This window comes from Streptomyces sp. AA1529 (assembly GCF_000280905.1).
In the GTDB taxonomy this organism is placed as follows: domain Bacteria; phylum Actinomycetota; class Actinomycetes; order Streptomycetales; family Streptomycetaceae; genus Streptomyces.
This window is the reverse complement of record NZ_ALAP01000033.1, coordinates 67,237-80,348: the sequence shown is the minus strand read 5'-3', so window position 1 is coordinate 80,348 and position 13,112 is coordinate 67,237. Positions and strand designations below refer to the sequence as shown.

The window sequence follows — 13,112 nt, the reverse complement described above, 5'->3', positions numbered from 1 at the left end:
CCGGACGGCGGACTCCACGCCCACCTTGTTGACGACGGGCAGCGCACCGGGCAGTCCCAGGCAGGTCGGGCAGACCTGGCTGTTCGCCTCGGCTCCCAGCTCGGTCGAGCAGCCGCAGAACATCTTGGTCCTGGTGCCGAGCTCGACGTGGACCTCGAGGCCCATGACGGGGTCGTAGGAGGCCAGTGCCTCGTCGTACGACACCAGTTCGGTGACGGTCACGGAAAACGTACCTTTCTCTCCCGCGTCAGTCGTCGAGGATGTCGTCGACGACGTCGAGCCGGCGCAGCTCGCGCACCAGCAGCACGACGCCGGTGACGATGCCGGCCGCGGAGACCGCCACATCGACGAGCTGCAGCATGTCCCCCTCCTTCTTCGCCTCCTTGGCGCGCTTGACGGTGCCGGGGACACCGATCAGCGACGTGGCGATGGAGAAGTACAGCCCGGTCCTGGACTTCTTGAATCCTTTGGCCTTCTGCAGCTTCGAACTCACAGCGACGGTGCCTCCTCTAGCAGCGGGTGCCCCCAACGTGCCTGGAAGGCGGCCTCCAGGGCCGCACCGACACGGTAGAGCCTGTCATCGGCCATGGCGGGGGCGATGATCTGCAGCCCCACCGGGAGCCCGTCCTCCGGTGCGAGTCCGCACGGGATGGACATGGCGGAGTTGCCCGCCAGGTTGGACGGGAGTGTGCAGACGTCGGCGAGGTACATCGCCATCGGGTCGTCGACGCGTTCGCCGATCGGCCAGGCGGTGGTGGGGGACGTCGGTGAGACCACCACGTCCACCTGCTCGAACGCCTTCTCGAAATCGCGGGTGATCAGGGTGCGGACCTTCTGCGCCGAGCCGTAGTAGGCGTCGTAGTAGCCGGAGCTGAGCGCGTAGGTGCCGAGCATGACGCGGCGCTTGACCTCGTCGCCGAAGCCCGCCTCCCGGGTCAGCGCGGTGACCTCCTCCGCCGAGTGGCTGCCGTCGTCGCCGCTGCGCAGGCCGTAGCGCATGGCGTCGAACCGGGCCAGGTTGGAGGAGCACTCGGACGGGGCGATCAGGTAGTAGGCCGCCAGGGCCTTGGTGAACGAGGGGCAGGACAGCTCCACGATCTCCGCGCCCAGCTCGCGCAGCAGTTCGACGGACTCGTCGAAGCGCTGCATCACGCCGTCCTGGTAGCCCTCGCCGCGGAACTCCTTGACGACGCCGACGCGCATCCCGCTCGCCGAACCGTCGCGGGCCGCCGCCACGATGTCCGGGACCGGCTGCGCGATGGAGGTCGAGTCCCGCTCGTCGTGGCCCGCGATGACGCTGTGCAGCAGCGCCGCGTCCAGCACCGTACGGGCGCAGGGACCGCCCTGGTCCAGCGACGAGGAGAAGGCGATCATCCCGTACCGGGAGACCCCGCCGTAGGTGGGCTTGACGCCGACCGTGCCGGTCACGGCGGCGGGCTGGCGGATCGAGCCGCCGGTGTCCGTGCCGATGGCCAGCGGCGCCATGTGCGCGGCGAGCGAGGCGGCCGAGCCGCCGCCGGAGCCGCCCGGGATCCGGGTGAGGTCCCAGGGGTTGGCGGTCGGACCGTAGGCGCTGCTCTCGGTGGAGGACCCCATGGCGAACTCGTCCATGTTGGTCTTCCCGAGGATGACGACGTCGGCGTCCTTCAGGCGCCTGGTGACCGTCGCGTCGTAGGGCGGGATCCAGCCCTCCAGGATCCTCGACCCCGCGGTGGTCGGCACCCCCTCGGTGGTGAACAGGTCCTTCAGCGCCAGCGGGACGCCGGCCAGCGGACCCAGCTCCTCGCCGCGCTCCCGCTTGGCGTCGACCTCGCGGGCCTGGGCGAGCGCACCCTCGCGGTCCACGTGCAGGAAGGCGTTGACCTTCTCGTCCACGGCGCCGATCCGGGCCAGATGGGCCTCGGTCGCCTCGACGGCGGTGACTTCACCGCTCGCGATCCGCGCGGCCAGCTCGGCGGCGGTCAGCGTGATCAGTTCCTCCGGCATCCCGGTCACTCCTCCCCCAGGATCTGCGGCACCTTGAATCGCTGCTGCTCCTGCGCGGGGGCTCCGGAGAGCGCCTGCTGCGGGGTCAGCGACGGACGGACCTCGTCCGGTCGCATGACGTTGGTGAGCGGGAGCGGGTGGGAGGTCGGTGGTACGGCCTCGTCGGCGACATCGGAGACGGCGGCCACCGCGCCGATGATGTCGTCGAGCTGTCCGGCGAAGTGATCGAGCTCTTCGTCCTTCAGCTCCAGGCGCGCCAGCTTCGCGAGGTGGGCGACCTCCTCGCGCGAGATGCCAGGCATGCAGCGGTCCTCTGGGTGAGTGTCGGATTGTCCGCCCCAATCCTATGGGGCGCCCCCGACTGCCGGGGAACGGCTTTCCCGCTCGGGCCGTCCGGCGGTCGAGGGGCGGCCGTTCGTGCACCGCGGGGCGCGTCGCCGCTGGTCAGAGCTTCGGAACGATGTACCGTTTACCCGAATTGCGTACTTATGCGGCACAGGTCACCATGGAAACCGTCCCCAACGGAAAAAGGAGTGATCGTATGCCTATGGATCGCACCGCCCAGCCCGAGACCGCGGCGCTGGCCGCCGAAGTGGAAGGCCTGATGAGCGCCCCCGAGCCGGACGGCGTCTTCCGTGACACCCGGGAGTGCGGTGGTGGACTGCTCCTCGCCGCGCTGCTGCTGATCTCTCCCCCGACCCCCCGTCCCAAGACGGAGACGAAGTAGCCAGGTAGGGGATCACCTTGACGGAACAGGCACAGGGAGCAGCCGCGTTGCACGCGGTCATCGCTGATGCCGCATCCGGGATCGCCCTCGCCCTCCGCGGCGAGGGCGATCCGTATGCGCTCACCAGGACCCTGCCCCAGGAGGACGCGCTCTCGCCCGCGGCGGTCCGGGTGCTGGGCGCCGACGCCCTCGCCCCGTACGCGCTCGACGGCGGCCGCGGGGCCGACGGTGCGGGAAGCGCGGACGCGGCCATGGTGCGGCAGGCGCTCACCGCCTTCCCGCCCGGCGACGACCCCGCGGCCGTCTCCACCTGGAGCTACCGCGGACTGGTCGAGGCCACCCGCGCGCTGCTGCCCGCACACGCCGCACAGCTGCCGCCCGCGCCCGACCCGGCGGACGGCTGGCTGGACACCGAAGCATGGCCCCGGCTCTCGCACCGGGTCTCCCAGCTCGCCTCGCTCGCACTGCCCGGACTCGCCGGCCCCCTCGCCGACCGGCTCTCCGGCCGGACCGAGGACCTGGCGCGCGGGTTCGTGCGCGCGGTGCGCCGCCGCGACTGGCAGCAGGCCGCCGGACTCGGCAGATGGCTGGCCAGGCTGCCGCAGACCCCGCCGTCGCTCGGCCTGGACAGCGGACTGCGCTTCGTCCAGCAGATGAGCGGCGACCCGCGGGCCGCCGTGCACCTCACCGCCGCGCGGACCTTCTTCGGACGGGGCCGGTGACCACCGCCCGCGCGGCTCCCCCAAAGCCGCGCGCCCACCCCGGCGCGGAACTCCTCGACACCCTGGTCGCCGAGGGCCTGGACTGGACCGAGCGGCACCGTGCGCACTTCCGGCTGCCGCCGGACGTGGCGACCACCGCCGATCCCAACCTGACCCTCAAACCGCTCGGTGAACTCGCCGAGCTCTCGGCCCTGATCGCGGAGCTCCATCCGGTGCCGGAACTCCGCGACCGGGCCCGGCGGCTGCTCGCGCACGCCTGGCAGGAAGCCCGCCGAGGCGAGCTGTTCGCCGAGCTCGTACGGGGCGAGCCGCAGGCGACCTACCCGGTGGAGCTGTACGGCAGCTTCGCCCGGGCCGGGCTGCGCGACGCCGCCGTGGACGAGCTGGTGCGGACCACGACCGGGCTGCGCGGCTGGCAACTGGCCCGCGAGGACCACACCCGCACCCTGGCCGTGCTCAACGCCGAGGCCCGGATCGGGGTGCCGCACCACACGGACTTCGCCGGCGCGCTGGCCCACACCTGGCTGGGACGACTGCCCGAGCCCTGGTTCCTGGAGTGCCGGACGGCCTACGGCCTCACCCACGACGTCTTCCACCTGACCGACTGGGGCCGCGCCCCCTCCCGGCTCTCCCCCGCCGCGGCCGAGTATCTGCGGCTGTGGCTCCCGGCATGGCTGGACAGCTGGCTGGAGGAGCGGCTGTGGGATCTGGCCGGAGAGCTCCTCGCCGTCGCCGCCTGTCTGCCGGGCGCCGCGCTCGACACGGCGGCCTGGCAGCGGCTGGCCGCGGCACGCACCGCCGACGGCGCCCTGCCCGAGCAGGACGACCCGCCGCCGCCCGGCACCGGCCCCGCCGAGTGCTTCACCACCTGCTACCACTCCACGCTCGTGCTGGCGTTCGCCGGCACCCTGGCCCGGACCGCGACCCTGGACAGCGAGGCTCCCGGATGACCACGACCGCCCCCGCACCCGCCCCTCCCGCCCTGCTGCACGGCGTCGGCGACCGCGCGCTGGCCTGGCTCGACGCCAACCGCGACCACTTCCGGCTCACGGAGGCGGACCGGGCGCGCGGCGACGCGCTGATGGAGCGCCTCAAGCCGATCGGCGAGCTGGCCATCAACATGCGGATGCTCTCCCGGGAGGGTGTGGCGGGCGGCCGCCAGCGGGAGCGGGCCACCTCGCTGCTGGACTTCGCCTGGCGGGAGCTGCTGGACGGCGGCAACGTCCTGGCCGCGCTCCAGCACGACGAGCCCTTCTCCCCGGTACCGCTGGAGATCTACGCCGTCTTCCACGAGCTGGGCCACCGGCACCCCGGCCTGGAGGCCGCGCTGCGCGCCCCGCGCGCCACCCGCGCCTGGCAGGCCCTGGAGATGGTCCCCAACCGGCGGCTCGGCGTCCTGAACGCGGAGCGCCGGATGGGACTGGAGCCGAGCGGGGACTTCGCCGAGACCCTCGCCACCACCGTGCTGGGCAGGCAGCCGGAGCCGTGGGCCGTGCAGCTGCACATCGCCTACGACATCACCCACACCGTCTTCCACCTCACCAACTGGGGTGAACAGCCCGAGGGCATCCCCGAGGAGCTGGCCCGCTATCTGGAGCTGTATCTGCCCGCCTGGGCGGCCGACTGGGCCGAACTGGAGCACTGGGACCTGCTGGGCGAGCTCTTCATCGTCGACGCCTGCCTGCCGCACGCCGCGCTGGACGGGGCGCTGTGGGAGCGGTACGCGGCGGCGCAGTCGCCGACGGGCGCGATGCCGGTGCGCGGACCGATGCCGGAGGGCGATCCGTCCGACGTCTTCGACCTGGTGCACCACCCCACGCTGGTGTCCGCGTTCGCCTCCGCGATGGCCACCTCCCGCTCCCTGTCGGGCGGCGGCGCGTGAGCCCGGGCGGCTCCCGGACCGCGCTCGCCGAGCCGCGGGTGAACACCTGCGGCTCCGAGGCGGCGCTCACCGACCGGCTGGCCCGCGAAGTGGCCCGTGTGGACGCCCCGGACGTGGTGTTCGGCGTCACCCGGCACGGCCGGCGCACCGTGGTGGCCGGCGGCCGGGCACAGCCGCCGGCCACTCCGCGCGAGGCGCTGCGCTACGAACTGGGCTCGCTCTCCAAGACCTACACCGTGCTGCTGCTGGCGACGCTGGCCGAGGAGGGCGTACTGCACCAGGACGATCCGCTCACCGCCCATCTGCCGCCCGGGGTCCGGCCCGTGCATCCCGCGGCGCACCGCATCACGCTGCGCCATCTGGCCACGCACACCTCCGGACTGCCCCGCGTCCCGCCCGCGCTCGTCCCGGGCGCACTGCTGCGGCCGCACAGCAACGGCTACGCCCGCTTCGGCACCGAGCGGCTGCTGCGCAGCTTCGCCACCACCCGGCCGCGGCATCCGGCGGGCCGCAGGTGGATCTACTCCAACTTCGGGATCGCCCTGCTGGGGCCCGCCCTCTCCGGGGCGGGCGGCGGGAGCTTCCCCGCGGTACTGGGCACCCGGGTGCTGCGGCCCCTCGGGCTGACCGGGACCACGCTGGGGCCCGGCCCCGCCGGCGCGGACGCGGTCGGGCACCGGAGGGACGGCCGCACCCCCGTCCCGGCCGCCGACATGGGCGGGTTCGGTGCGGCGGGGGCCGTCCGGGCCACCCCGCACGATCTGCTCGGCTTCCTGGAGGCCCACCTCTCCCCCGCGGACACCCCGCTGAGCGGCCCGCTGCACGCGGTGCGGCGACCCCAGTTGCACCGGGGCGGGGAGCGCGGTGAGACCCACACCCTGACCTGGTTCCAGCACCCCGCGCCGGGCGGGCCGCTCCTCTTCCACGCCGGTGCGACCTTCGGGCAGCAGGCGTTCTGCGGCTTCCACCCGGCGTCCGGCACCGGCCTGGCCGCCGTGGCCACCCGCCGCTACCGCGGCTGCCGACTGGTGCCGACCGCCTACGAGCTGCTGTACGCGCTGGTGGAGGAGGCCGCGGCGGGGTGAACCGGGCCGCGGTGGCCGGGCAGCCGGCCACCGGCGGATCGGTGGCGTACCCGCCGGCTCCGGCACGGTGTCCGGGCCGGCCGCGGCGCGGCGCGCCCGCGGGCTCTCATGGGGTGCGGGCGGGCGGCCCGGAGGGCAGGGAGCGGTCCGCCGGTACCTCCCGGGCCCGCAGCCAGGCCGTGGTCTCGCCGGGCGGCATGGCGGCGGCCACCAGCCAGCCCTGCACCGCGTCGCAGCCCAGGTCGCGCAGCCGCTCCCAGGTCTCGTCGTCCTCCACGCCCTCGGCCACCACCAGCAGCCCCAGGGAGTGCGCCAGATCGACGGTGCACCGCACGATCTCGGCGTCCTCGGTGTCCACCGCCAGCCGGGCCACGAACGAGCGGTCGATCTTCAGCTCGCTCACCGGCAGCCGCCGCAGATGCACCAGTGAGGAGTAGCCCGTCCCGAAGTCGTCCAGCGACATCTTCACGCCGTGGCCGGTCAGCCCGGCCAGGGTGTCGGCCGCCTGCTGCGGGTCCTCCAGCAGCACATGCTCGGTGATCTCCAGCTGGAGCGCGCCGGGCGGCACCCCGTGCCGGGCCAGCCGGGCCGCGACGGCTCCGGCGAAGCCGGGCGAGTGCACGTCGCGCGGCGAGACGTTGACCGCCACCGGCACCGTCAGCCCGCCCCTGCGCCAGGTGGCCACCTGGGCGAGCGCGGTCTCCAGCACGTACTCGGTCAGCCGCGGCATCAGCCCCGAGGTCTCGGCGATGGCGATGAACTCGTCCGGAGGGACCCGGCCCCGCTCCGGGTGCACCCACCGCACCAGGGCCTCCAGTCCGGAGACGGTGCCGTCGAACCCGACCTTGGGCTGATAGTGCAGTTCGACCTCGCCGGCGTCCAGCGCGCGCCGCAGATCGGCCAGCAGGCCGAGCCGGTCGGGGGTGTTGCCGTCCCGGGTGGCCTCGTAGACCTCCACGGCGGTGCGGTCGCGTTTGGCCTCGTACATCGCCACGTCGGCCCGGCGCAGCAGCCCCTCGGCCTCGGTGGCGTGTTCGGGGTAGACGGCGACTCCGGCGCTGGCCTCCAGCACCAGCGTGAGTCCGTCCAGATCGAGCGGGGAGCTGAGGGCGGAGACCAGGCCCCGGGCGATCCGCTGGGCGCTGGTGGTGGAGTCGGCGACGGGCAGCAGGACGGCGAATTCGTCCCCGCCGAGCCGGGCCGCCTCGGCACCGCGCGGCAGGGCGGCGCGCAGCCGCTCGGCGATCTGCAACAGCAGCCGGTCGCCCGCGAGATGGCCGAGGGTGTCGTTGACGGAACGGAAGCGGTCGAGGTCGATGAGGACCAGCGCGGCGCGTTCTGCGGTGCGTTCGGCCTCGTCCAGGGCGGCCCAGGCGCGCTCCAGCAGCCACAGCCGGTTCGGCAGTCCGGTCAGCGGGTCGCGCAACTGCTCCTCGGCGCGGGCGCGGGCGATGCGCAGCGTGGAGTCGAGTGCGATCAGCGGGACGGCGAACAGCGGCAGGAGCGGCGACTTGTGCACCGCGACGACGACGATGAGCGGCGCGATGCCCAGCAGCGCGACGGCGATCAGCCCCTGCCGCACCACGGCGGTGCGCAGCGCCGAGGGCAGTCCGCGGGTGCGCGGGGCGAAGCAGAACCACTGCAGTCCCCGGGTGGTCAGCAGATACCCGGCGGCGGCCAGCGGGATCACGGCCCCGGCGGCCGGCGACCAGTCGTCGGGCTGCCACGGGTCCTCGACCGAGGGGTGCACCCCGCACAGTGCGAGGGCCAGTCCCGCGGCGGCGATGCCGAGGATGTCGATGGCCCCGTGCACGAACGCCTGCCGCCAGCGGTGCCGCCGCGCCCCGCCGACCAGCACCACGACCGCGAGGCTGACCAGCAGTGCGGGCACCCAGCCGTACAGCAGCAGCACGGCGAGGGTCAGCGCCGGGCCCGAACCGGTGCCGCTCCACCAGCGGTCCCGGCTCATGGTGACCAGATGCGCCACCACACAGCCGGTGAGGACCGCGAACGACCAGCCGGGGGTGCCGTCCGGGAAGAGCATGCCGCCCCGCCACAGCACCCGGGCGGCGCCCGCGGCCAGCGCGAGCGCCGCGGCGGCCACCGCCAGCGCGGGCAGCAGCGGAGGGCGCAGCGCCACGAGGCGCTGGAGCCACGGCACTTCCTCGCCGCCGCCCGCGCCGGTCTCCGGTCCGCTGCCCGCACCGCCGCGGGCCGTCGCCTTCCGGTTCCCCGTCGCACCCCCGGACCTGCCCGCCCCGGTGTCTCGTCCCGCCCTGCCCCGGGTGCCGTCCGAGGGCAGGCGGGAGAACGGGGGCCTGGATCCCCCGGAGAAATCCAGCATCCTGGTCCCTCTCGCAGCCGTCCACGCCTGCCCCTCGCCACGACAGGCGTCTGTGTCAACAGTAGGCCGCTGCCTGGGAAGAGGGGCAGCGATCGGCCGCTCTTGCCCTGAATGCGTCTACGCGCTGTGTGCCCGGCCGGAGCGCGTCCCGCGGACGGCGGGGGCGGACGGCGGAATTCCGCGCACGTGAGGGGCGGGACGGAGGTGGCCGGATGTGGCCCGTGCGTGAACGGCGCGGCAGGGGCGGTGCGTTGGGGAATGTCCCGGACTCACCCCTGGTGGCCCGCTCCGCCGTCAGACGTCCGCTTCCTCCTCCTCCCCAGTCGCCAGCGCCGCCGCACGGGCCGCTTCCGGCCCCTCGGCCAACAGGACGGCGAACCCGTCGTCGTCCAGAATCGGCACCTTCGCCTGCACCGCCTTGTCGTATTTCGAGCCAGGGTTCTCGCCCACGATGACGAAGTCGGTCTTCTTCGAGACCGACCCGGTGACCTTGGCGCCCTGCTCCTGCAGCGCGGCCTTGGCCCCGTCCCGGGTGTAGGAGGCCAGGGTGCCGGTGACGACGGTGGTCAGCCCCGCCAGCGGGCGCGGGCCCTCCTCCCCGGCGTCCTCCGCCTCCATCCGGACTCCGGCGGCCCTCCACCGCTCCACGATCTCGCGGTGCCAGTCCTCGGCGAACCACGCCTTGAGCGAAGCGGCGATGGTGGGGCCTACGCCCTCGGTGGCGGCCAGCTCCTCCTCCTCGGCCGCGGCGATCCGGTCCAGCGAGCGGAACTCGCGGGCCAGCGCCTCGGCGGCCACCGGGCCGACGTGCCGGATGGAGAGGCCGGTGATGATCCGGGCCAGCGGGCGCTCCTTGGCCGCCCGGATGTTCTCGAGCATCGCCAGGGTGTTCTTGCGCGCCTCGCCCTGCTTGTTGGCGAACAGGGTGACCGTCTTGTCCTCGCCACTCGCGGGGTCCCGCTTGGGCAGCCCGCTGTCCGGGTCGAGGACATAGGCCACGATGGGCAGCAGATCCTCCACCGTCAGGTCGAAGAGTCCGCCCTCGTCGCGCAGCGGCGGCTGCGCCGGCTCCAGCGGCTGGGTCAGCGCGCTGGCGACGACGTAGCCGAAGTGCTCGATGTCCAGCGCCTTGCGGCCCGCCAGATAGAACAGCCGCTCGCGCAACTGGGCCGGGCAGGAGCGGGCGTTGGGGCAGCGCAGATCGACATCGCCCTCCTTCATGGACTGGAGCGTCCATCCGCACTCGGGGCACTCGGCGGGCATCACGAACTCCCGCTCGGTGCCGTCGCGCAGATCGGCGACCGGGCCCAGGATCTCGGGGATCACATCGCCCGCCTTGCGGAGCACGACCGTGTCGCCGATGAGCACGCCCTTGGCCTTGACCACGTCCTGGTTGTGCAGCGTGGCGAACTCCACCTCGGAACCGGCAACCGTGATCGGCTCCACCACCGCATACGGCGTGACCCGCCCGGTGCGGCCCACACCGACGCGGATGTCGAGCAGTTCGGTGTTGACCTCCTCGGGCGCGTACTTCCACGCGATGGCCCAGCGGGGCGCGCGCGAGGTGGCCCCCAGCCGCCCCTGGAGGCGGATCTCGTCCAGCTTGACGACGACGCCGTCGATCTCGTGCTCCACCGAGTGCCGGTGCTCGCCGTAGTGGGCGATGAACCGGCGTACGCCCGCCAGCCCGTCCACCACCTCGGCGTGTGCCGAGGTGGGCAGGCCCCATTCGCGCAGCAGGTGGTAGACGTTCGAGAGGCGGGCGAAGTCCTCCTTGGCGAAGCCCTCCAGGGCGCCGATCCCGTGCACCACCATGTGCAGCGGGCGGGTGGCCGTCACCCGCGGGTCCTTCTGGCGCAGCGAGCCGGCCGCCGCGTTGCGCGGGTTCGCGAAGGGCTTCTCCCCCGCCTCGACCAGCCGGGCGTTCAACTCCTCGAAGCGCTCCATGGGGAAGAACACCTCGCCGCGCACCTCGACCAGCTCCGGCAGCCCTTCGCCGGTCAGCCGCTCGGGGATGTCGGAGATCGTGCGCACGTTGGGGGTGATGTCCTCACCCGTGCGGCCGTCGCCGCGGGTCGCCGCGCGGACCAGCCGGCCGTGCTCGTAGGTGAGGTTCACCGCGAGGCCGTCGACCTTCAGCTCGCACAGGAAGTGGTAGTCCACCCCCTCCAGCTCCCGGGCCACGCGGTCGGCCCACTCGCCCAGTTCCTCGTCGTCGAAGGCGTTGTCCAGCGAGAGCATCCGCTCCCGGTGTGCGACCTCCGTGAACTCCGTCTCGTAGCGCCCGGAGACCTTCTGGGTCGGGGACTGCGGGGTGCGCAGCGCGGGGTGCTCCTCCTCCAGCGCCTCCAGTCGCCGCAGCAGCCGGTCGAACTCGGCGTCGCTGACGACCGGTGCGTCCTTGACGTAGTACCGGAAGCGGTGCTCCTCGATCTGCTCCGCGAGGCGCTGGTGCTCCTCCCGCTGCTGCGCGGGGACCGTTCCGTCCTCTTCGCCCGCCACCGTGGGTCCTCCCGTCACTGAGGGTTGTCAGCGAGTGCTCGTGCTGCCCGGACGCAGTGGGCGAGCGCCTGCCGCGCGTACGCGGGCGAGGCCCCCGCCAGCCCGCAGGTGGGGGTGACCACGACGGACTCGGCCAGCAGCCCCGGGGAGAGCCCGAGCCTGCGCCACAACGACCTGACACCCCTGACGCTACCGGCAGGGTCCGACAATGCCCCGCCGTCCGGCTCGGTGGACGGTACGACACCCGCGAAGAGCCGCAGTCCGCCCTCCACGGCCGCGCCGACCATCTCGTCGTCACGCTCGGTGAGCAGCGAGAAGTCCAGCGAGACGGCGTCCGCGCCGGCCCGGTGCAGCAGCCCGAGCGGCACACCCGGCGCGCACGAGTGCACGACCGTGGGGCCGTCGTGCACCGCGAGCAGTTCGCGGAGCACCCCTTCGACCACCGCCCGGTCCACGGCCGGGTGGGTGCGGTACCCGCTGGCGGTGCGCACGCTGCCGCGCAGCACGGCGGTCAGAGAGGGCTCGTCCAGCTGCAGCACGGGCACGGCGCCCGGCACCCGGCGGCGCACGTCCGCCAGATGCGCCGCCAGCCCCTCGGCCAGCGAGGCGGCCAGGTCCCGGACGGCTCCGCTGTCGCCCAGCATGGCTTCGCCGTTGCGCCGCTCCAGTCCGGCGGCCAGCGTCCAGGGCCCCACGGCCGACACCTTCAGCCCCCGCGGGGCCTCCCCTTCCCCGTACCCCTGGGTGAACTCCTCCAGCGCGTCGAGGTCTTCGCCCAGCCAGGCGCGGGCCCGGCGGGTGTCCCGGCCCGGCCGGTCGCCGATCCGCCAGCCGCTGGGCTCCAGGTGGAGGTACATCTCGGCCAGCAGGCCCGCGGTACGGCCCAGCATGTCGGCGCCCGGCCCCCTGGCCGGCAGCTCCGGCAGGTGCGGCAGATGCTGCGGCGCCTCGAACGCGCCGGTGACCGTCCTGGCCGCCTCGCGGGCGTCCGTGCCGGGCATGGACCCGATGCCGCCGGCTGCCGCGGGGCCCCACGGGAGGGCGCTGCCGCCGCCGGTCTGCGTGTTCTCGCTCACCGGGTCAGCCTCCGGGCTTCACGGACAGGTCCGTGATCTCTGCGCCCCTGGGCAGGTCCAGGGCCGTCAGGACGCTGGTGGCCACCGCCTCGGCGGGGATCCACCGCCCGGGGTCGTACTCCTTGCCCTCCTGGCGGTGCACCTTCTCCTGCATGGGGGTGGCGGTGCGCCCGGGGTAGACGGAGGTGACGCGCACCCCGTTGCCGCTCTCCTCGCCGCGCAGCGCGTCCGCCAGAGCCCTGAGGCCGTGCTTGCTCGCCGCGTAGGCGCCCCACTCGGGGTTGGCCCGCAGACCGGCGCCGGAGTTGACGAAGACGACGTGGCCGCGGGAGCGGCGGAGCTGCGGCAGCAGCAGCCGGGTCAGCTCGGCGGGCGCCGTCAGGTTGGCGGCGAGCGTGGTCTGCCACAGCTTGGGGGTGCTCTCGCCGACGGTCGCCAGTTCGACGACCCCGGCGACGTGGAGCAGCGAGTCGACTTCCTCGGGGAGCGCCTGGTGTTCGAACGCCCAGGACAGGCGGTCCGGTTCGGCCAGGTCGCCGACCAGCGTACGGGCGCCCTCGAACCGGCCGGCCAGTTCCTTGGCCCGGCCCGCGTTCCGGGCGAGCAGGTAGAGGGTGTCGCCGCGGTCCAGGAGGCGGCGGGCCACCTCGGCGCCGATCCCGGAGCCCGCGCCTGTGATCACATGTGTTGCCATGCCCCCATGATCCCGCACCCCGGTGGTCCGGCCGCGGGGCGGCTCACCGGTGGGGCGGGGCGGCGCGCGGCCGGCGCCCGGGAGCGGGCCCGGG

Annotated in this window: 12 protein-coding genes and 1 pseudogene; 5 read left to right on the top strand and 8 right to left on the bottom strand. The window is 73.9% G+C overall.

What is annotated here, in order from left to right; translation table 11 throughout:
* The 4 genes and pseudogenes from A949_RS0110575 to gatC form a co-directional block, all read right to left on the bottom strand.
* Nucleotides 1–165 (bottom strand): annotated as a pseudogene (locus A949_RS0110575) (Asp-tRNA(Asn)/Glu-tRNA(Gln) amidotransferase subunit GatB); the annotation flags it as partial.
* Nucleotides 166–247: 82 nt separating this feature from the next.
* Complete coding sequence (locus A949_RS0110570; protein WP_019355980.1) at nt 248–493, bottom strand: hypothetical protein; 246 nt, start codon at nt 491–493, stop codon at nt 248–250.
* A complete protein-coding gene (gene gatA / locus A949_RS0110565) occupies nt 490–1,986 on the bottom strand; it encodes an Asp-tRNA(Asn)/Glu-tRNA(Gln) amidotransferase subunit GatA (protein ID WP_019355979.1) in 1,497 nt (498 codons plus the stop codon). The genes A949_RS0110570 and gatA overlap by 4 nt, the downstream gene beginning before the upstream one ends.
* A 5-nt stretch (nt 1,987–1,991) precedes the next feature.
* Entirely contained in the window at nt 1,992–2,288 is a 297-nt protein-coding gene (gene gatC / locus A949_RS0110560; RefSeq protein ID WP_019355978.1) for an Asp-tRNA(Asn)/Glu-tRNA(Gln) amidotransferase subunit GatC, read from the bottom strand.
* Between the two features lie 239 nt (nt 2,289–2,527).
* Here gatC and A949_RS0110555 point away from each other — a divergent pair, with 239 nt between their 5' ends.
* From A949_RS0110555 to A949_RS0110535, 5 genes are read left to right on the top strand one after another with little or no spacing between them, the layout of a single operon-like run.
* On the top strand, nt 2,528–2,713 hold the full coding sequence (locus A949_RS0110555; protein ID WP_026004529.1) for a hypothetical protein: 186 nt from the start codon (nt 2,528–2,530) through the stop codon (nt 2,711–2,713).
* A 17-nt stretch (nt 2,714–2,730) separates the two neighbouring features.
* Nucleotides 2,731–3,435 carry a hypothetical protein gene (locus tag A949_RS0110550; protein ID WP_237735790.1) on the top strand — a complete coding sequence of 235 codons (705 nt, stop codon included), beginning with the start codon at nt 2,731–2,733 and terminating at the stop codon, nt 3,433–3,435.
* Nucleotides 3,432–4,385: a DUF6895 family protein gene (locus A949_RS0110545; RefSeq protein WP_019355975.1), complete on the top strand. Its 954-nt coding sequence runs from the start codon at nt 3,432–3,434 to the stop codon at nt 4,383–4,385. Before A949_RS0110550 ends, A949_RS0110545 begins: the two co-directional genes overlap by 4 nt.
* A complete protein-coding gene (locus A949_RS0110540) occupies nt 4,382–5,317 on the top strand; it encodes a DUF6895 family protein (protein ID WP_019355974.1) in 936 nt (311 codons plus the stop codon). The genes A949_RS0110545 and A949_RS0110540 overlap by 4 nt, the downstream gene beginning before the upstream one ends.
* Nucleotides 5,314–6,402: a serine hydrolase domain-containing protein gene (locus tag A949_RS0110535; protein ID WP_019355973.1), complete on the top strand. Its 1,089-nt coding sequence runs from the start codon at nt 5,314–5,316 to the stop codon at nt 6,400–6,402. The genes A949_RS0110540 and A949_RS0110535 overlap by 4 nt, the downstream gene beginning before the upstream one ends.
* Nucleotides 6,403–6,508: 106 nt before the next feature.
* Here A949_RS0110535 and A949_RS0110530 read toward each other — a convergent pair whose 3' ends face one another.
* The 4 genes from A949_RS0110530 to A949_RS0110515 form a co-directional block, all read right to left on the bottom strand.
* Nucleotides 6,509–8,746, bottom strand: a complete 2,238-nt coding sequence (locus A949_RS0110530) for a putative bifunctional diguanylate cyclase/phosphodiesterase (RefSeq protein WP_019355972.1) — start codon at nt 8,744–8,746, stop codon at nt 6,509–6,511.
* 294 nt (nt 8,747–9,040) lie between these two features.
* Entirely contained in the window at nt 9,041–11,248 is a 2,208-nt protein-coding gene (ligA, locus tag A949_RS0110525; RefSeq protein WP_019355971.1) for an NAD-dependent DNA ligase LigA, read from the bottom strand.
* Nucleotides 11,249–11,262: 14 nt separating this feature from the next.
* Nucleotides 11,263–12,249 (bottom strand): methionine synthase, encoded by a 987-nt coding sequence (locus A949_RS0110520; protein ID WP_051019455.1) that lies wholly within the window; start codon nt 12,247–12,249, stop codon nt 11,263–11,265.
* Nucleotides 12,250–12,328: 79 nt separating this feature from the next.
* Entirely contained in the window at nt 12,329–13,018 is a 690-nt protein-coding gene (locus tag A949_RS0110515; RefSeq protein WP_026004528.1) for an SDR family oxidoreductase, read from the bottom strand.
* Nucleotides 13,019–13,112: the final 94 nt, after the last annotated feature.

What these genes read in the sequence shown, in the direction of transcription:
- A949_RS0110555 (WP_026004529.1), top strand. Translation starts at nt 2,528, where the DNA reads ATGCCTATGGATCGCACCGCCCAGCCCGAGACCGCGGCGCTGGCCGCC.
- A949_RS0110520 (WP_051019455.1), bottom strand. Translation starts at nt 12,249, where the DNA reads ATGCCCGGCACGGACGCCCGCGAGGCGGCCAGGACGGTCACCGGCGCG.
- gatA (WP_019355979.1), bottom strand. Translation starts at nt 1,986, where the DNA reads ATGCCGGAGGAACTGATCACGCTGACCGCCGCCGAGCTGGCCGCGCGG.
- gatC (WP_019355978.1), bottom strand. Translation starts at nt 2,288, where the DNA reads ATGCCTGGCATCTCGCGCGAGGAGGTCGCCCACCTCGCGAAGCTGGCG.
- A949_RS0110515 (WP_026004528.1), bottom strand. Translation starts at nt 13,018, where the DNA reads ATGGCAACACATGTGATCACAGGCGCGGGCTCCGGGATCGGCGCCGAG.
- A949_RS0110530 (WP_019355972.1), bottom strand. Translation starts at nt 8,746, where the DNA reads ATGCTGGATTTCTCCGGGGGATCCAGGCCCCCGTTCTCCCGCCTGCCC.
- A949_RS0110540 (WP_019355974.1), top strand. Translation starts at nt 4,382, where the DNA reads ATGACCACGACCGCCCCCGCACCCGCCCCTCCCGCCCTGCTGCACGGC.